General features: G+C 52.7%; 13 protein-coding genes and 1 pseudogene. 7 read left to right on the top strand and 7 right to left on the bottom strand.

Going from position 1 to position 18,855, the window contains the following annotated elements; translation table 11 throughout:
• The first annotated feature begins 1,351 nt into the window (after positions 1-1,351).
• Positions 1,352-2,443 carry a glycoside hydrolase gene (locus LJF34_RS24900; RefSeq protein WP_231188721.1) on the top strand — a complete coding sequence of 364 codons (1,092 nt, stop codon included), beginning with the start codon at positions 1,352-1,354 and terminating at the stop codon, positions 2,441-2,443.
• Positions 2,444-2,470: 27 nt separating this feature from the next.
• On the opposite strand, the gene LJF34_RS24905 is transcribed toward LJF34_RS24900, so the two are convergent.
• Positions 2,471-3,043: a NosD domain-containing protein gene (locus tag LJF34_RS24905; RefSeq protein ID WP_231188723.1), complete on the bottom strand. Its 573-nt coding sequence runs from the start codon at positions 3,041-3,043 to the stop codon at positions 2,471-2,473.
• Positions 3,044-4,267: 1,224 nt separating this feature from the next.
• On the opposite strand from LJF34_RS24905, the gene LJF34_RS24910 reads away from it, so the two are divergent.
• On the top strand, positions 4,268-4,789 hold the full coding sequence (locus LJF34_RS24910) for a universal stress protein (RefSeq protein ID WP_231188725.1): 522 nt from the start codon (positions 4,268-4,270) through the stop codon (positions 4,787-4,789).
• A 315-nt stretch (positions 4,790-5,104) separates the two neighbouring features.
• Here the strand turns inward: LJF34_RS24910 and LJF34_RS24915 are convergent, their stop codons facing one another.
• From LJF34_RS24915 to LJF34_RS24935, 5 genes and pseudogenes are all read right to left on the bottom strand, one after another.
• Positions 5,105-6,109, bottom strand: a complete 1,005-nt coding sequence (locus LJF34_RS24915; RefSeq protein ID WP_231188727.1) for an NAD(P)-dependent oxidoreductase — start codon at positions 6,107-6,109, stop codon at positions 5,105-5,107.
• Positions 6,106-7,128 (bottom strand): annotated as a pseudogene (locus LJF34_RS24920) (NAD(P)-dependent oxidoreductase). Before LJF34_RS24920 ends, LJF34_RS24915 begins: the two are co-directional and overlap by 4 nt.
• A gap of 2 nt (positions 7,129-7,130) precedes the next feature.
• Positions 7,131-8,297 (bottom strand): NAD-dependent epimerase/dehydratase family protein, encoded by a 1,167-nt coding sequence (locus LJF34_RS24925; protein WP_231188730.1) that lies wholly within the window; start codon positions 8,295-8,297, stop codon positions 7,131-7,133.
• A gap of 67 nt (positions 8,298-8,364) precedes the next feature.
• The gene (locus LJF34_RS24930) at positions 8,365-9,909 is read right to left on the bottom strand and encodes an alkaline phosphatase family protein (protein WP_231188731.1); all 1,545 of its coding nucleotides are present in this window, start codon (positions 9,907-9,909) and stop codon (positions 8,365-8,367) included.
• A gap of 127 nt (positions 9,910-10,036) precedes the next feature.
• Positions 10,037-11,071, bottom strand: coding sequence for a lysylphosphatidylglycerol synthase transmembrane domain-containing protein (locus LJF34_RS24935; RefSeq protein ID WP_231188732.1), 1,035 nt, complete (start codon positions 11,069-11,071; stop codon positions 10,037-10,039).
• A gap of 232 nt (positions 11,072-11,303) precedes the next feature.
• Between LJF34_RS24935 and LJF34_RS24940 the strand changes: the two genes are divergently transcribed.
• The gene (locus LJF34_RS24940; protein ID WP_231188733.1) at positions 11,304-12,470 is read left to right on the top strand and encodes a sulfatase-like hydrolase/transferase; all 1,167 of its coding nucleotides are present in this window, start codon (positions 11,304-11,306) and stop codon (positions 12,468-12,470) included.
• 50 nt (positions 12,471-12,520) lie between these two features.
• Here LJF34_RS24940 and LJF34_RS24945 read toward each other — a convergent pair whose 3' ends face one another.
• A complete protein-coding gene (locus LJF34_RS24945) occupies positions 12,521-13,342 on the bottom strand; it encodes a polysaccharide deacetylase family protein (protein ID WP_231188734.1) in 822 nt (273 codons plus the stop codon).
• Between the two features lie 564 nt (positions 13,343-13,906).
• On the opposite strand from LJF34_RS24945, the gene LJF34_RS24950 reads away from it, so the two are divergent.
• From LJF34_RS24950 to LJF34_RS24965, 4 genes are all read left to right on the top strand, one after another.
• Positions 13,907-14,230 carry a hypothetical protein gene (locus tag LJF34_RS24950; protein WP_231188735.1) on the top strand — a complete coding sequence of 108 codons (324 nt, stop codon included), beginning with the start codon at positions 13,907-13,909 and terminating at the stop codon, positions 14,228-14,230.
• A 79-nt stretch (positions 14,231-14,309) separates the two neighbouring features.
• Positions 14,310-16,166: a glycosyltransferase family 39 protein gene (locus tag LJF34_RS24955; RefSeq protein WP_231188736.1), complete on the top strand. Its 1,857-nt coding sequence runs from the start codon at positions 14,310-14,312 to the stop codon at positions 16,164-16,166.
• Positions 16,167-17,479: 1,313 nt separating this feature from the next.
• Positions 17,480-17,809 (top strand): HalOD1 output domain-containing protein, encoded by a 330-nt coding sequence (locus tag LJF34_RS24960; RefSeq protein WP_231188737.1) that lies wholly within the window; start codon positions 17,480-17,482, stop codon positions 17,807-17,809.
• Between the two features lie 184 nt (positions 17,810-17,993).
• Positions 17,994-18,563 carry a hypothetical protein gene (locus tag LJF34_RS24965; RefSeq protein ID WP_231188739.1) on the top strand — a complete coding sequence of 190 codons (570 nt, stop codon included), beginning with the start codon at positions 17,994-17,996 and terminating at the stop codon, positions 18,561-18,563.
• Positions 18,564-18,855 lie beyond the last annotated feature (292 nt).

An 18,855-nucleotide genomic window follows, 5' to 3' on the forward strand; every position in this document is an offset into this window, starting at 1 on the left:
GAGATAGATCATAGACGAATTCTTATCAATCCCCCGTTCTCGGTCTTAGATCGAAGTCTCGAGTTCAATATGACTTCATTAAATACTATGGGGTTCAATATTCATCAAATACTGTCAAGAAACAGCTGTTAAGGAAGGAAAATCTGATCAAAAGCCATGGAAAATAACAACTGTTTTGAAAGTTTTATTTGTGAATATTTTTCTCATATGTTCACTGTTAACAGCAGATGTACAAAAAAGTCCTTTTAGCTAGTGCGCTTTCGGTTGAAACGTCGGGTGTTGAGTGACACCAAAAGTTTGTCTCGGCGTGCTTCTTGCCAAAGTAGTAGCTGTTTTCTTTGAGTACACCAGCGGCTACAACCCGGATTCATTCTTTTGAAGAAGGCCATTCTCCCAGGACCTCCCATAATCCTTCGAGTGCAACTCCTTTTTTGGAATGTTACAAATCGACGTTTATTAGAACAGTGGCAAATTCAACTATTGAAAAAACTATTCCATTACACAACTACGACCGTAAAGGTCTATTTAGTACGATTCAGCACCAATCTATAGACCACACACACAGAGCGCTGGGATAATGATCTCATATGATTATCTCTTTTTCAGTATTTGAAAATAGCCTCTCAGGCTATTCAGCAAGGTCTATGAAGAAAAAAGTATGAGATCGCATTTCTAGCAATGAATTTGAGGTAGGGTAGCACTCGCAAATATTAACCAACTAACGAATTTATATTATCGAAGCTATCAATATTTCTTCGAATTAATTTACCGCCGTAACTCGGCCAAACAATACGTGGTGTAATTGTGGATCTGGTCTCAACGCACTTTTGCATTTACAAACGTTGTACTCCTCTTCAGCACTCCGTAACTTCTCAAGTATCAGCTGCAGAATTGACACAGCTTTTTCCTACTCAACTCTGCCATTTTCCCATTAATAATATTCAGTGCAAAAATGATAATCTGTGGCTCCCAGTACTGCACAGATAACCGTAGTCGTTATTTCATAAGAGTTAGAGACGCAACACGGAGAACCCTACATTTGCTGCAAGAGTCACGAGAGAGATAGCTATAGCATAACAAAAGTATCCAAACGATCCATGGATTATGAATCAATTCCCTCGTTCCACTTTCTCTGCTGTCTCTCATCTAAACAAAAAAGGTCCAGGAAGATTTGCGGTGAGTAACATATACTACCAGAAAGCTAAAACAGGTCTAATACTCCATATTTCATTTCTGTATTGACTAGGTTTTCTAGATCTACTCAGTGGATGAATTCCCTCATCCTTACAACCATTGACGATATCTCCATAGGTAAGAACTAATGACGGGTACGAGACGGAGATTTGTTAAGATGAGTAGTGTAGCAGGGATTGGTCTCCTTGCAGGTTGTAGTGCGCCCGGAACATCCTCTAACAAGGAAAGGGTTACACCGGTTGATATTAGAGGTGCTCTCTATCTACCAACTCGGGATTTTAATTTCTACCAGATGTGGGAAAATTATTCGCCCGAAATAATCGAGCGTGACCTCAGCTATGCGGCACAGTTGAATTTGAATGCGATTCGAACATGGGTGAATTATGAGTTTTGGCTTGAAAACCCACGGGCTCATAGAAAAGCGATAGACCATTTTCTCTCGACCGCAGCAGATAAAAATATCAACGTCTTATTCAGTTTATTCGAAAATGTCGGCACAACACCAAGCCATGAGAATTTAATAAATACAGATCCCCAAACTGCAACACCGGTACGGTCTCCCTCGCTAGCGGTCGTTCAAGATAAGAAGCGGTGGACGAAACCACGAGAATTCGTTCGGTGGTTTATGGATCGTTACCGTGATGATGGCCGGATGCTCGCTATCGAGGTGATGAATGAACCAGGATGGCGTAACGACGTAAAGAAATTCGCTAAAGATATGTTTTACACGCTTCAGCAGTACCGCGGTGCAGTTCCATTAACGGTTGGTGCGACTAGTCTGATTAATAGCGTGGACTATCTCGACTGGGGAAGCGATATAATACAGTTTCATTACAATTACCCATCTAGCAGGAATATATTTAGAGATTTACTGCAAGATTATCGTAAAATATCCGAGCAAGTTGAGCAACCGATTTGGCTAACAGAGTGGCAAAAGGTGGCCTCATTTGGCTGGAACAACTCGAGTCAAGCGGTGGAAGACTGGTATCCAGACTATTCATCACTAGCGCCACTTCTGCACAAATACGGTGTTGGCAATTTCTTTTGGTCACTCATGCTAAAGCCAGCGTATACGATCCCAATGCGACAAAAAGGTGTTCTCAATGGCCTTTTTTACGAAGATGGTGCTGTGTGGAGTCTAGAAGACGCGCGAAGTATCAAAGGCATGTCCGGCGACCGTTCGTTTTCGGGTGTTGAACGAAAACAGTGGCCTCAATGGATTAATGCAATAAAGCGTCCACAAAGCTAAACTCGAGAATTCGATGTAGAAACGGGTTTATAATATATTTATTCTATTATTTGAAAGTGAATTATTGCCTATTTCTATCTGGTCAATACCATCGTCAACTCTTATTCCGATGGTATTGTTTTGAATCGTATTTGATTTAATTCGTACCTGGGAAGCATTCTCCACTGAGATTCCAAAAACGTTCGACGACGCCTCGACATTTTCTATATTAGCAGTCATTGTCTGCCGAAACTCCACTCCGTTATGCCAATTAGTAACAGATAAGTTTTGTATTTTAACACCGCTATTTACCTTCGAAGTACTCACTTGAATTCCTGTGGTGTGACTATTTCCGCGCCCACTTATTGTATGTCCGTTACCGTCTAAAACGACGCCACCTGATAGAATTTTGATGCAAGATTCGGAAATACCAGTCCCACCACCATTTGTGATATTACTTCTCAGTTCGTAATACCCAGGTTTATCAACGGATTTGCACGTGTTGATAGTTTTCTTGTTTTCAACCTTCGATATTTGATTTGCGTTTTGAGTGCCGAAACATCCTGAGGAAGAGATTGTGAAAATCAGGAGGACTATCAGCAGCTTTCTCTCTGTGTGCACAGAGGGGACAACGAGTTCATCCCCAATATGTTTATTGAGAGATTCTATGGAAAAACTCGCAAACTGCCAATCATGCCTTTGATAGTAAATGTTCACACCATATATAGAGACTGAACTGCACTGTCTAGTTAAGCGATTCTGTTATAGAGTAGCATTTCAAAGTCTCTAACGAAAGTGGATAGCGAATCATGTTGTCTCATAATGACTAGATTTGAGCGAAATAGTCGAATTCCGCCTTCTTACGGCACAGCCAACCTCATTATCAAGAACCAGTTGTTTCCGAACAGTGCGTAAACCTCGTCAATCGTACCGTTATCGATGGATTTCCTTATTTAGATAGGATCTTTTTTGTCACGAGTAGTATGCTACTGTTGCTGGTTTATTTGGCTATTATCAGAGCCCACAAAGCGTATCGTGTCGATATCGACTATTAGGTCAGATTCACCGTCCCCGGTGGGCTCGTCGCTCCAGTGTATCGCCTCTTTATCCATATTGACTACCACTTAAATGTCACTGAGCGACTGCTTCTTCAATCCGGAGAGGGACTGTTATTGGCAATCAGGCTTGGTTTGCTCTTCTATGCGGTTACACGCCACGACTCACGCTCAACACGCAAAGACGGTTATTCGACATCATTTGAGACGAATTTTTCGGAGATTGATGATCACCGCTACAATCGATAAACAATACCTCCACTCACAGCAATACCCCACTTATGAAAACAGTATTGCCTTAGGTGTTCACTGCCAATCGGGAAAATTTCATAAAATAGAATCAATGGTTAGTTCGGTAGTTCTTTTTGTCCTATTTGCATGCATGGCCAGCATGGAAAACCAGCGGAGCATCATAATCGAACAGTATTGATCCGGAATCGTTTTCTTTGACCTCTGAAAGAGAGGATTGTCAGAGATTTATGGCTAACGACACTGATAAAATCAATCGGGGTCTAATAGGGATCGGAATTACAGTCGGAGTTGGTATTGGGGTTGCACTTGGTATTGCCCTGAATAATTTCGCATTCGGGATTGTGATAGGAATTATGATTGGTATGATTATTGGAATCGCCTTGGACTTTACATAGGAGAGATAATTCTATCTCTTCGATTGATCTCCCTTTAGAATGGCCCTCTCGAGTGTCATTAGTAGTGGACTCGTTGAACGATTTGGAGATAGAGCGTTTCAGTCCGTAAAACGGGAGAGACATTAGGGGCATGGATTGGGTTGATGGATGGTGTAGGACTAGTATACTTTGTTGGAAGTGTATCCGAGAAGGTCGTCCGGCTTTCCTCGGTTCCCGTTCTCACAGCTCGCACGCAGCCCGATGAGACACTTAAGTTCCCCTATGAAAATAACCCCATACCGACGGATGGAAGGTCTGTTGCGACGTACGCTGCCGATCATCTCGTTGAGCTTGCGGTAGCGCTTGATGCAACTGTGCACGTCCTTTCTGTTGTCGACGATAATACACTCGGAGCGGACATCGGGTCGACGATTTCCGGAAAAGAAAATGAGGAGGCAGCAATTGACGCTGTCGAGACCGTCGTCTCTGAGGCCGAAACACGTGGAGTTGCCACTATCACCCGTCATATCGAATACGGAACGCCTGTCGAAGAAATTCTCGACTGTATCGAATCGAATGACATCCACGCCGTCGGGATGGAGGCGACAGAGAGACAGGTACAGATCGTATTCTGCTCGGCAGTGACGCTGAAAAGACAGTGCGCTCCGCACCGGTCCCGGTCATGACTGTCGCAGAATCAGAGTAAATTCGGTCAGTCGAAATGGTTTCCAATGCTTATATCGATAGAATTTCCGACGAGGTCTAGTGTGCCACTGTGAACATGAGCATACTAAGAAGATCCGCAACCAGAACCGCGAGGTTCTGACAGTGATCCGCTTATTTTACGTAAATCGCCAAATACATTGCTGATATACACAGATTCGAGGAGAAAGCCCACAACTGAAGTAGTAGGTAAATGACAACTGCTGTCTCAACCAATAACGTTAATCTCCTTGTTCAGATTGCCACCCTCCTTGTCTATATCCATGTTTATGGAGCCTTTATGAAAGACATTTGTCACGCAGGAGCGAACGGACGCTCTTGGCGACGGATCGCTCGGGACGCCAACCTAGCTCGTGGCGAGCACGGGCCGTGTCGACGTCAAAGGACTCAACAAACGTCTCGTCGGATCGGGGGTTCTCGACATCCCGACCGGCCTCATTAGCGGCAATCGACTGAACTAGTTCTGCGATCTCTATGACGCTCATATCTTCATTGCCGACGATCTCGTATCCCTCGGCACCTGTCTTCCCGCGATCGAGATCGTCGAGCAACAACTCTGTGCTCTTCACGTACGCCTGAGCCACGTCGTCGACGTGGACGTAATTCCGCGACTGCGTTCCCGGTTCGTGCACAGTCAGCTCTCGACCCTCGGACACGCGATTGACGAAGAAGTTGATAACAGATCCCTTGGAGACGGGTCGTCCGTTGACCTCATGTTCGCCGTAGAGATTTGATTTCAGATAGCAGTGGGCTGGGAAGGCACCATCGGCCATGGCGGCGACAGCGTGTTCGCCAACGAGTTTCGTCCGACCGTACCAGTTTAGCGGATCGCGCGGGTGATCGATCGTGATTGGAAATTCCGAGGGATCGCCGAGAACGGCCGCGCTGAACGGAAAGACGAGCGCGGCGCCGGTCTTGCGGCAGAACCAAGCAACGTTGTTCGTCCCACCAATATTCACCTCGTAGGCGAGGTCCTGTCGCTCCTCGCAGTCTTGGACGCCAGTGATCGCTGCAAGGTGGAGGACGACGTCCGCGCCGTTGAGAAATGATTCCAGTTGACCGCGGTCGCGCAGGTCTACGTGTTCGATCTCGACGTCACCGACCTGCCGAACATCGCCGAGCCAGAAGTTGTCCATCGCGGTCACTGTCCAGTCGGCGTGGGCCGCCGTGAGGTGGTACAGGACGCGGCTCCCAATGTATCCCGCGGCGCCGGTGACTGCAACCGTCGGCGTCTTTTCGTCATCCGTTCTCTCACCCGTCGACGCATCGTCGTTGGCAGTCATTCGTCATCACCGCTCCCGAATAAGCCCGAATACCGTCCGTCGGCTCCGAGTCCTGCTGTCGGCGTTGGCGGCTTGGTGGTGCGTTCCCGAAATCGTCGCGCGAGATCGACGACTCCGTCTCGGACTGACAGCTCCAGTTCAAAGCCGGTCTCACCGAGGCGGTCGAAGTTCACGTGGTATGAGGGGCCAGGCTGTTTTTCTCCCAGTTAGGTGATATCAACTGACTGATCGAGTTCCTCTCGAACGATTTTTGCGATTTCGGCGATGCGGTAGTTCTCCTTGTTGCTCCAGACATTGTACACCGCCTGGAGCCACCGCTCGGGGTGACAAGCGGCGCGGCTGAACGCTCGCGCCGCATCGTGCACGTGGATGAAGGGCCGCCAGTTGCTCCCGTCGCCGTAGACGGTAAGCGGCCGGTCCGTGAGCGCCCGGAAGACGAAGTGATTAATGACGAGGTTGAATCGGATACCAGGAGCATACCCGTAGTTGGTGCTCATTCGGAGCGCAGTCCCATTGAAACCGTAGGTCTCGACCGCTTCCATGAGGAGCTGTTCGGCCTGGAGCTTTGACTCTGCATACGGGTTCAGCGGTTCGGCGTCTGTCTCCTCGTCCAGACTTTTACTCGTCGTCTGGCCGTAGTTGTTGCAGGAGGACGCGAAGACGACCGTCTTAACACCCAGTTTCCCGGCGGCGGTAAGGACGTTCTCTGTGCCATCGTAATTGACCGCGAACGTCTCCTCGCGACGGTTGTGTGTATTGTCGGCGCCCGTTATCGCCGCGAGATGGATCACCGCGTCGACGCCACGCATTACGCTCTCGACTGACCCGTACTTGCGGACGTCGCCACGCTGGAACGAGAGTGCAGCATCCCCGCCGAGACCAGTTCTGATGAGGTTGCGCGGCGACCCCGCTTCGAGGGAGTCAAACACCGTCACCCGCTCAACCTCCCCCTCGGAAAGCAGTTGCGGGACGAGTACGCTACCGATGTACCCGCAGCCTCCGGTCACTAGGACACGCATGGTTAGTCGTCAGCGAGAACGCCCGGCAGGAAGCGATCCTCATGGGTTTCAATCGTGTTCTCGTGGCGGGTGAGCGTCTCAAAGATGTCGCGTACACTCTCCTCGAACGACTGCGCTTGCTCGCCGATGAGAGATCCGTACCGATCATGCTCAATCTCCATCTCGTGGGTTTCGTCCTCCTCGCGGGGGTTAACGAAGTGTTCGACCTCAACATCGTAGTCGAACTCGCGACCGACCTGGGCGATCGTGTCGGCGATTTCGACGATGGAAATGGCCCGCGTCACTTGGTTGTAGACGGTGAGACCCTCCTCGTCCTTCGTGTCGGTCGCCAACCGCGCAAGTCCCTCGACGGCATCTTCGAGGCTCACGAACGGTTTTCGCTGTTTCCCCTTTCCGTAGACCGTAACGGGGTAGCCCGCGACCGCCTGTGCACAGAAACGATGGGTGACGGTGCCAAAGTAGTAGTCAAAGTCGAACCGTGTCTTCAAGCGGTCGTCGACTCGCGTCTCCTCAGTCTCGGTGCCGTAGACGATCGCCGTCCGGACGTCGCTGATTGGAATATCGAACTGTTGGTGGGCGAGACGCATGTTCGCTGCGTCGTGGCTTTTCGTCAAGTGGTACCATGACCCGGTCATTGCCGGGAACGGTACCTCATCCTCCTGTCCCTGGTTATGCATCCTCGCTCCGCCCTCCGGGATCGGGAAATCTGGCGCGCCATAGACGCCAGTGGTCGTCGTCTCAACGAAGTGTGTGTCGGTGAGCTCCGCCTCCTCGAGTCCCCACAGTAGGTTGCGGGTTGCCTGGAGGTTATTGTCCTGGGTATAATTTGCGCGGTCACCGTCGATCTGGGAGTATGGAGCAGAGGGTTGCGCCGCGGTGTGGATTATCGTCAAGGGTTCGTGAACCCGGAGGAATCGGTCGACGAACGCCTTATCGGTAAGGTCGCCTTCGATGAATGAGAGGTTTCCAAGGTTGTGGATGTCCCGAGCGGCTGCCAGCCGCTCGTCTGCGTTGGCGACCGGTACAGCAGACGTCGAACCGACTTCCTCGACCCATCGGCGGCGAACGAAGTTGTCGACGAGCACAACACGTGTCTCGCTGCGGGCGGCGATGCGGAGACTAGTTGGCCAACCGAGATAGCCGTCGGCACCGGTAACAAGAACCGTCATAATTCGTCGGGTACTCCCCCTATTACTAATAAATATTCATTGATAAGAAGCGGTAATGGGAGTCCGTTTACTCCATGTATCCGAACTGTTTGAGTCGGTCGGAGACTTCATCGGCCGCGCGTCGACCGCCGGCTGAGTCCACGGCGATCGGTTCCCGGCGCTCCCACGACGGCTCGTCGGAGAGTATCGGGAGAACTTCGCCGTGCATGTCCGTCGGGACGTCACAGCCGGCGCTCACCAGCAGTGTGGGTGCGAGGTCAAGGATACTGATCCGATCGATCTCCCCCTGCGCGTCGAACGAGGGGCCGCTGGCGAGGAAGATGCCGCTCCGTGTGTTCTCCGCAGCCCAGCGGTTTGGTTCGGTCCGGATTCGACCACCGCCGATACCGTCGTTAACGTGAACGCCTGGGCGCTGATCCACAACGATTTCTGGGCCTTCGGAGACGTAGGAACCTGTGTAGACGTCCTCACCGCGGTGGACACCAGCGAACAGGTGGCCCTCGTCGTCCGTGACCATCCGGAGGTCGGCCATCAGTGCTTGGCGCACTGACTCGACGTCGAATGCGGGGTTGAGGTAGATCGGTCCCTGGGAACTCGCGACGGCTTTCGTCCGGTCGAGGTCGATTGCCTCCAGCTTCCGGCCACGCTTGAGCCCTGCCTGCTGGGGCACCAGTTGCTGGAGTCGCTCTGGGACCGTCTTCGCAAGTAAGTCGACAGCACCGGCACGTTTTGCGAGTCGTAGCGCGTTCTCCCGGGTGAGACCGAACGGGCGGAGGTAGTCTTCGAGGGTCCGCTCCCGCGTCTGGTAGCCGTTTTCAGCCAGCCATTCATTGATGTAGAACTCCGTTACTGTCGCAGTGCTCCCGTGGTCAGACATCAACACAAGATCCGTATCCTCCAGCTCCGCGACCCGGCCGAGCCACTCGTCAATCTTCTGCCACCCACGTCGAGTCGGTTCGTCGTCCCAGAAAAAGTGGTGGAGGACGTTAATGTAGAACAGTGTCAGGTGCAGATAGTCGAGATCACGCTCCTCGAACAGTGAGAGGGCAGCCTCGAAACGGGCGTCGAACAGGTCAAGGATTTCCTCGACTTCCGCGCCGCGTTCGTCGTTCGATGAGAGCAGCGGATCCGGGTGGACGCGGTAGTTGAATCGTTCTTCAAGCTCGTCGGCGAGGGGCGCCGGCACTGTATAGCCGGAGTCGATCGAGCGATACTCACCTGTGACCGCGTCCGGGCCGCCGCTCACGACGAAGCCGTCGATCTCGCGCGGAGGGTACATTGTCGGCATGTTGACGACGCCAGCGGTTCGACCCTCATCGTTGAGATAGTCCCAGATCTCGGCAGTGTGAAAGTCACTACCGTTTGTGACATCGATCCGCCCCTCGGCCAGATCGACATGCTCGAACCAAAAGACGCCAAATCCGCCTGGATCCTTTCCTGATGAGTAACACTTCCAGTTCGGAAATGTCACCGGTGGCAGGCAGCTTCGACTCTCCGCCCACGTCCCATCCTGACGAAGCGCCGCTAGGTTGGGTAGTTCTCCCTCCTCGATCCAGGGGTCGAGCAGTCGCCAGCTAGCACCGTCGAGACCAAGAACGAATGTTCGGGTCATACTCTCCGTTGCTCGGTCAAGCTAGATAGATTCTTCTACCTCGATCGGTCCCTCATCCTCACCAAGTCCTTATCTTCATCAATTTCGTCACTTCTGTCGGATCCATACAGTCCACGCACGCGATAGCTCACTCCTGCTCCGAGAGAACTGACGAGACGTTTAGGCGCATCGCTGGAATCCATCCGGCGAACGCCGGGAGGTAAACGCCGAGGAACCTGTCGATGAGGATCGTCGGCGCAGCGATGGACGCGGGGACGCCGAGTGCGACCAGCACGAGCGTCGCCGACGCCTCCGCCACGCCGACGCCGCCCGGCGTTAGCGGGAGCAGCGTGACAGTGTAGGCCATGACGAGCACGACTGGGAGCAATACCGGCGGCGAGAACCCTACGCCCGCCGCGTTGAGCAACAACCACGTCCTGACGCCCGGGACGACCATCATCGCAAACGTCCATCCGGCGGCGTAGAGCGCAATCGTGGAGTAGTCGGCAGCCAGTCGCTCGAAGGTGTCGGCGGCGTCCGCGCCGAAGGTGGGGAGTGCCCCGAAGAACCGATCGGCAAACGACCCGACGAGCGGAACACGCCCGATTCCGACCCGGTTACGTGCCGCGACTGCTACCCGGCCAGCCCCCTCCAGTTGGGTTCCCATCAGTAAAATCGACGGACCAACGACGAGGTAGAGCGCCGCAGACGCGCCGACGGCGACGAGCAAACCCTTCGAGAGGGAAGAGGCGAAAAGTGCCAGTCCAACCAGCGCTACCGCGCCGTTGAGAACTGCGTACAGCGCGGTGTGAAAGCCGGCGATCGGCACGAGTTCGTTCCAGTCGTACCTGGTGTATTGGCGCAGGACGACCGGCGCAAGCGACCGTCCCGAGACGCGGGAGGGGATAACCTGATTGATGAAGTTAACTGTCAGAGTCGTCCGTGCCGCCGTCGAAAACGGTGTCCGACGGAGCGCGTTAAGCAGGACGTGCCACATGGTGAACCGGGAGAGAACCCCCAGAACCGTCAGCACAAGGATGACTACGACGGCGATGGGGTTCATTCCACGGATTGTCTCGACAACGTGCCCCCACTTGGCCTGCTGGCTGATCCACGCCAGCGCGGCGACGCCCAGCCCATAGCGGACGATCTTCAACAGTTGACGGCGACGGTCAGAATTCATGATCGCGAGAGTCTTCGCCCGCGTACCGACGGAAACGGGGCAGAGATCACCACTCCAAGAGACGAGAGCGAGACATCCATATTGACTGTAGGTTCACGTACGTGGGCGTCGGTACTTGTTTACTTCGTTGTTCTCTATCTACTTTATTGTCTTCTGAATCGACGACGATCTGTATCAGGGTCGGCCGAACCGCAACGCCTATTCGTCCATCAGGAGACCTACGAGACGAGTGATGAAGGACATCGTGCTCGTCACGGCGGATTCTGTCCGCCACGACCACTTCGATTCAATGGAATTTCTCTCGTCGTTTGATTCTCGGGTGGGTATCACTCCCGCTCACTACACCCGTCCGAGCCTCGCGGGGCTGCTATCGTCGAGTCTCGTCTCGGTTCTCCAGTCGAGAGTGGCGGAACGGTCGCTCGCCGAGGTCCTGGCGGCGGAGGGCTACACCTGCATCGGGCTGACACCGACACCGCAGGCAGATGCGGCGTTCGGTTTCGACACCGGTTTCGACGAGTATGAGACATTCACTGAGGGCGGCGGGGAAAACCCCTTCAAGAACCGACGAAGTCGCGTCCGGGAGTATTTTGGCGGGTTCGTCCCCATCCGCCGACTCTACCGTCGGCTCGTCCCGATGGAGGCGGTACTCTCCTCAATCCCGCCCGACGAGGAACTCGTCGACATGGCGATCAAGCGCTTCAACGATGCGCGTGGGCCGCGGTTTCTCTGGATCCACCTAATGGAGAGCCACCGACCGTACGGCGTCGGCGACGACGCCATCCCGAAGGCGCTTGACCGAAAGGCCGGTGCCGCCGGGGATGGGGGACTCTTCTCGACACCGGCTCCTTCCGACGAGGAAGTCGAGGTGATCGATCGAACCTACCGGGACGCGCTCTCCCGGGTGGACACACAGATCGAGCGCCTACTCTCGGAACTCGACGGCGAACCGGCGTTCGTCTTCACTGCGGATCATGGCGACGAATTCGGCGAAGAGGGCTACTTCTACCACCAGGGGTTTCGCCGTCGGGTCGTCGATCCGATTGTCGAGGTGCCGCTCGTGTTTTCCGGTTTCGATGCCGTCGAGAACGTCGAGAGTGCCCACGATCGGGTAAGTCTGCTTGATGTGGCGCCCACGCTGGTAGAGAGCGTTGGGATCGAACCGCCAGAGGGGTGGCATGGGACCTCCCTCGCGGAGGGCGGTTCGGAGACGATGATCACAGTCGCCCCATGGCACGAGAAGGTGTCGGTTGCCGTCAGGAGCGACCTCGGAACATTGATCGCTCGGGACGCGGACGTCACGCTCGACAGCGGCGGACAGCGGGGCGTAGCCAAACGAGCTGAGGCGAGCGCGGAAATAGAACAGCGGCTCCGCGAACTCGGCTACGTCGACACCGGGTGAGTCATTTCCACTCCCTAGGTGGGGGTATCAACGTTCCGTGATGGTCGGTTTTAACGGCCTTCGACGACCGATCTGGCGGTGACGAACTCGAATTCCTCGTCAAGGATCGCCGCCAGTGCGCGCCACATCCACTCCCCAGAGCGCCAGTAGATTCGCCGCGGGACGCCCGCTATTGCCGGCAGTTCGCAAAATTCCCACGGGTGGAAATAGAGGACGGGCGTAATCCCCTGGCGGGCCAGGAGACGCATACCGATGATCGTGTACCGGACGCCGAAAAATCGGAGCCACGTCCCCGTCAGAGGGAGTCTGATCCCCGGCATGACCGAGACCGGGAGTTCGGCGACGGTCGACGGTGCGCCGGCGACGAGTTGGTCGGCATTGCAGGGGCGACGCGTCGACCACTCGCCGCCGTACCAGCCGGGGATCTTCCGGCACGGGACGACGCTCGAGTCGTACTCGTACCCAGCGTCGGCGAGCAGATCGAAGTAGTCCGGCGGAACGTCAAACGACGGGGCGCGGACCCCCGTCACTGGCGTCCCCACTGTCTGTTCGAGCGTCTCACGCGAGTTTCGAAGCGCCGCGCGGCGCTCTTCGGAAGGGATCTCTGAGAGGTGGACATGGTTGCGGGTGTGCGAGGCGATCTCGTGGCCGGCGTCGGCCACCCGGGTGACAAGTCCCGGATGACGCTCCGCGATGTCTGAGACAACGAAGAATGTCGCTTCGGCGTCGGCGTCATTAAGCGCGTCAAGGAGACCGTCCATGGCCCCCGCTCCGATGTTGGGGTCGGGCGCCGTTCCGCGGGCGTTCCGGTAGGCTGGCGTGTGCGAGAAGTACTCGAAGTCGACGGAGATGACGGTGGAGGGAGGGCTCATGTTGTACGGAGGGAAGGATTCGGCTGTCAGGAGAATCCGTGCTCACTTATTTCTTCGCCTTTGGTTCATCGAGAATGTGTAGATCGGATAAGCAATCAGAAGTCAGGGAAAGGCATCGTTTCGATTTCCTGAATCCGACTCGTCTTCTCCCGGATCGGTCCTAGTATCATCCTGCTTTCTCTGGAAAAAGTCCGTCTGCACCGATTGAACAATTCGTGGTCCTCCCTAGTGAACCGCAGATCTTATACGCGTATTGTCATCTGTATACCCCTGAGTAATTTAGGTACACTGGAGTGCCGAACAAGGCGCACTCTCAATACCACCGACTGTTTCCAACGTCTGTAGGTGATTCTCGAAATCACAATTAGTTGGATATTCGATGACCGCGAACTTGATCTAGTTGTCCGATTAGTTCACTTTGAGTCTTTCTGCTCTGACGAGAATACCGATAACCAGGTAAGAGCGTTTTAACGTTCGTCTCAAACTATGATGATTGTCTTCCCCGGGTTGTCTCCACAACGGTAACTGGTGACTGAGACGAGGAGGTAAAAACGCAACGTAACTGTGACCGATCGCTCGGGCAATGGCATCACTCGACAGTCAGGGATTAAAGCGTTCACCGTGCTGATCAACGCGATCACGAAGATGGAGATCACCGACTGCACGAACGGGTTCCGGGCGATCCGCGGCTCGATGCTCGGCAAGCTGCTCCTGACCGAAATGCGGTTCAGTGCACCCGAGCTGCTCATCGAGGCCCGCAAGAACGGCCTCCGCATCGAAGAGATTCCCGTCACCATCGCCCGTCGCAAAACCGGCAAGACAAAGAAGCCGAAGCTAGGGTATGCGGTTGGTCTCGTCCAAACGATTTTCGTCACCTGGATTCGGTGACGGATCCATGCGGACCATCTCGACGCCCGTCCGGCGAGCAACTCGTCACGCTTTTACCACTCTCCTCCAAGACATTTGCATGCGGCGAGCCATCGCTGGCGTCCTGAATCGGATAACCCGACAGATCCGCGACGATCTTGAAACTGACCCGTACCTCGCATATATCCTCCTCCTCGCGTTCGTCCTGGCCGGATTCTGGATCTGGCACCACGTCCCCGATTTCGCGACTCGCGACGAACGTTGGCGCGTTGTCGATCCGCTGGAGGTACTTGTGTTCTTTCTTAGGGATCCCGGGGTCGAGTCCCTCCGAAAGGGACTCGAGCATTGGCGGCCCTACGGAGCGACATTATACCTCTATGGTATCGCTCTCATTCCCGTGATCGTGTTTGCGTTTCTCACCGGTCAGCTCGATGCATTTATGGGGATTCTCAGACCACCGGGCGGGATGAATGTTAACCTCTGGGCGCATTGGAACCGGACACCAGCGTGGGCTTGGATCGCGATCATTCTCTCGTCTCGATTGGTTAACCTACTACTGGCAGTTGGTTGCGTTTACGTGATGTACCGGATCGGAACGACGATGCGAGACCGCGCGACTGGACGACTGGCAGCGATTCTGCTGTCGCTAACGTGGGGATTCGTCGTTTTGGCCCACGAGGCTGGTGAAGACATCCCGGCACTGTTCTTCCTGCTGTTAGTCGTCTACTTTGCCCTCCGTTACTCCGTAACCGGAGAGAAGTCGCTGTTCTATGCTGGCTGTGTCTGTGGCGGAATTGCGATGGCATTCAAACTCACCGCGGGTGTCAGTGTCGCCTTGCTTGGACTCGCCTACCTCCTATACGCGCGGAACCCCGAAACTACTCCCCGGGAGGCGCTCGTGCGACCGCGACTTCTTATGCTCGGTGCAGTTCTCGGCGCGACAATGATTGTCGTCGGTTTTCCGAGCACGTTCGCTGGAGGGATCGACGTGATTATTGACCGGGTGCACAGAGGAACAACGAATAAGGGGCAGTCGTTTGGTTGGCTGGTTGCCCCGAGTTGGTGGTGGATCCTTCGTGGGTATCTCAACGGTTTGGGACTACCGCTCTTTCTTGGGATACTTGGGGGCGTCGCCGCGAGCCTTCCACTCCTCCGCGAACGGTCGGCAACGTCGAATGGAGTACTGTTGGCGCTCGCAGGAACGGTAACGTACCTTGCCGTCTATAGTCGCTGGGCGTACGTCCGTACTCATCACCTTCTCCCGACGTTTGTGTTCCTCATCCTCGTCCTCGCGGTGGTTCTGGCGCGCTTCTATGACAGTAACCGGTCACTCGCGCGGCCGCTCATCGTGATTCTTCTAGTGACAAGCGGCATGTACGCCGGCATAGGTGCCTTAGGGTATGCAAATCAGCCACGAGATCAGACAATGTCGTGGTTGTCAACGCACGCTGCGGGGAACGCAACCGTTGAGACGTACACGATGGATCCACAGGATGCCGCAGTTCCTCACGGGATGAACGTCTACCAGCCGAGCAATCGAGAGATGACGATCGATGGGAAGACGCGGACCCCCGGCGTCAGGAAGTGGACGCTCGCCATGCCCAAGCGATGCCCGTCCTATATCCAGCTTAACTATCAGAACGGAATACTGTACCTCGCGCCTGACAATCATAGCGAACGGGCAAAGCTCTTATCCAATCCACGGATGAAGAGCTATTTCCGACACCTGATGGCCGAAGACAAGTACCCATATGAGGTCGCTGCCACGTTCGGGCCTCGTCCGCGGTTTTTCACCACGGACAAGCCCCAACCCCTTTGGTGGAACTTGCTTCGGGTTGGACTTTTCCCGCGAACCATCCAGTACGGAGACGCGCAGGATTTCGGCGTAGACCAGTACACGGTAGTCTTAGAGCGAACCGGTCCGTGTAAAACTTTCACACGGTCACCGTTCGCATAATGCCGTAAGAGTACCTAATTGGCAACGATTGAACGACAGAGAAGTACAGAACGTGAAATTCGCCATCGGCTTAACCAGAAAATGAATTTTCCATAGTAATTATGATTTAATTATAAAATTTATTGTGTTTATTCAGTTCTATTTTATTGTTGAATGTGCGGTCTGGTTTGACTGCGACTGGTATTCACCCCAACTAATATTCCAAACATTATTTCCTTCAAAGTGGACTGACGAGACAGAGATTTCATTACTTGACCGGTCAATAACTAGTCCAAAGAGGTTGTTTGTTAGTCGGACGCTCCTGATCCTAATTTTAGTGCTATTCCATATTGTGACCCCTTCTGCGTTCCGCCACGCATCAACATCTTGAAGCGTAGCATCTGACGTATTGACAATATGAACACCTCGATTCCACCGAGTGGTTTTGATCGAGCGTAAAGTAACATCTGATACGCCATTTGGATTTGATACAAGAATAGCGGTGGAGTCGGTCGCACCCTTACCAGTAAGCGTGTGTCTACCTCCTTGGAGGGTCACGTGGCTCTCTTTGATCCGAATACAACTACTTGCGATCCTTCCGCCTCGAATATCTTGCGTTATCGTGTATGTTCCCTCTTCAGAAATCACAGTACAGTGAGATATTGGAACTGGCTCTTCTTCTAAGGGTGTATTGGTGAATAGCGATGGTTGTACCACGAGACCAAGTACAGCAAGGATAATACCAAGCCCAAGCACTAGAACGATCCATCTGATCTTGGAGGGGAGGAATTGAGTGAGGACCATTCGGTATTCTAATTTGAACTAGTAACATTATAGTTCGTACGGTCGCCGATCGATACGTACTCTAGTGATAGACTTTATGTATATTGTGGGCACCTTTTACGACTGTTTATAGCCACACTTACACGGTTTAGCACGAATTTGAGGATTTCCTAAAACAATATACACATGAGTCCTGGTAATTGTCGTTTGAAGTCGATTTTTTGTACTAGGACGGCAGACTACATTCGTCAATTCATGTATCAATCCTGGAATCTCGATATCATTGGCGTATGCATGTCGTGGTTGTCCAGCCCGTGTCTATTTAGCGACTAATTGGGTCAGATCACCGATAGCGGAAAAGCACTTCCGATCATGATGTGGGGTGATTGCTTTACTAACAGTTTTAATCTTAGAGTAAAATGATAACAACCACTAGGAGTTATATCTTGAACTATGTATATTCCATTATGCAATTTCCGAATCAAGTGTTTGTCTATCCGCTTAAGCCGTTCACACTCTGTTTATAGAAGCCGGTCGTAGTTGAACAAAAGATGGAAGGAGAAGATTTATCAATTGGTCATGAAGAGAAAACTGAGGAATCCAACCAATTTCAGGCGTTCTATAACTGGGAGGATACATCACCGAGTGCTGCTGTCATTGATACGGTTGCCTTCGCAGCCCATCGTGAGCTATCTGATCTTCCGTTATTGTACGAGGTAGTCGAACCGGAGGCACTTGATAAATTGATCACCTCCTTAAATGCAGCACGGGTTTCTCAAGATCCAAAACTCTCGATTTCGTTCGCGTATGCGAACTGCGCTGTGACGATAAAGTGTGATGGTGAAGTTTGTGTCCTGCCATCTACTCATCCAGAAAAGTAGTCGAGGAAATGGGCTCAATCTCCTCGCTTCATCCTTTGATAAGTCGTATATAAACAGAGGAGCTCCCAGACTCAACGTCCCTAGTGAACAAGCAGGAGACTTGGAGTATATATATTCATAGGTGATATGATTGTACTAATTTGATACTCAGAAAACTTATTACTCTATCTGATGAGAAAGCACTGTGCCCTCTCGACGTCGGATTCTTGCACAGTCCGGTGTAGCGCTCACGACAAGTAGTCTTGGGAGCTGTCTTTCAAAAATTGGACTCGCGAAAACCGGTCATATCCAGGCGAAAGTCGTCTCTCTTGAGTGGACCTTTCAGGGACAACGGTATGAGGATCAACCATTGAATATCGCGTTTGACCGTTCGAGAGGGCTGATTTATGGGAAGTATGATCCAAACATTGTCAACGAGATTATTCAGTCGCCGACTAACATTGTCGTGTCGAAAGCTTCACTCAGCCAGCTCTCTACTCGATTCGACGTTAAGTATCTCATTCGGATTTGCGGAGCAGACTTCTCTCGCGGCGGTTCGCAGGGATGTTCAAATAGATGGACAGAGAGAGGTGATTTCAATAACATTCAGTTAGGTGATCGGGCAGAGGTTCGTGTGACAAGGGACAATTTCGATATTATAGATGTCTACAAGGATTCTGATACAGTGCAGTCAGTCGATGTTCGCACATTCGACTTTGCTGAGCTTCACAAAGACGATGGAATTTCTCCCGATAAGTGGCAACATCCAAAATAGAGAGGAAAGATCAAACGTACAGGATAAACCCCCGCTTCGACAGGCGATGGAAGGTGTACATGACGACTCCGATTACAGGCAAGAGAGGGCGATACTAGTAACCAATTTACAGTAGAAACAGCTGACGATGTTATTCTCACGACAATACTCGTGTTCCACTTTCCTCCCGTGACCGCTCGGATTGATTACCTCCGCGTTGGGAATGCCAGTCTCAACTTCGGTAAGCGCGAAATTTCGAGAATAGACTTAGCAACAGAAGTATATTAACAAGTTGCTTCTCAAGTATAAATAA

This window comes from Haladaptatus sp. DYF46 (assembly GCF_021083305.1).
Classification (GTDB): Archaea; Halobacteriota; Halobacteria; order Halobacteriales; family Haladaptataceae; genus Haladaptatus.

Coding starts and splice junctions, on each gene's coding strand:
- LJF34_RS24960 (WP_231188737.1), top strand. CDS start 17,480: ATGGAAGGAGAAGATTTATCAATTGGTCATGAAGAGAAAACTGAGGAA.
- LJF34_RS24930 (WP_231188731.1), bottom strand. CDS start 9,909: ATGACCCGAACATTCGTTCTTGGTCTCGACGGTGCTAGCTGGCGACTG.
- LJF34_RS24915 (WP_231188727.1), bottom strand. CDS start 6,109: ATGACTGCCAACGACGATGCGTCGACGGGTGAGAGAACGGATGACGAA.
- LJF34_RS24910 (WP_231188725.1), top strand. CDS start 4,268: ATGGATGGTGTAGGACTAGTATACTTTGTTGGAAGTGTATCCGAGAAG.
- LJF34_RS24945 (WP_231188734.1), bottom strand. CDS start 13,342: ATGAGCCCTCCCTCCACCGTCATCTCCGTCGACTTCGAGTACTTCTCG.
- LJF34_RS24955 (WP_231188736.1), top strand. CDS start 14,310: ATGCGGCGAGCCATCGCTGGCGTCCTGAATCGGATAACCCGACAGATC.
- LJF34_RS24940 (WP_231188733.1), top strand. CDS start 11,304: ATGAAGGACATCGTGCTCGTCACGGCGGATTCTGTCCGCCACGACCAC.
- LJF34_RS24925 (WP_231188730.1), bottom strand. CDS start 8,297: ATGACGGTTCTTGTTACCGGTGCCGACGGCTATCTCGGTTGGCCAACT.
- LJF34_RS24900 (WP_231188721.1), top strand. CDS start 1,352: ATGAGTAGTGTAGCAGGGATTGGTCTCCTTGCAGGTTGTAGTGCGCCC.
- LJF34_RS24935 (WP_231188732.1), bottom strand. CDS start 11,071: ATGAATTCTGACCGTCGCCGTCAACTGTTGAAGATCGTCCGCTATGGG.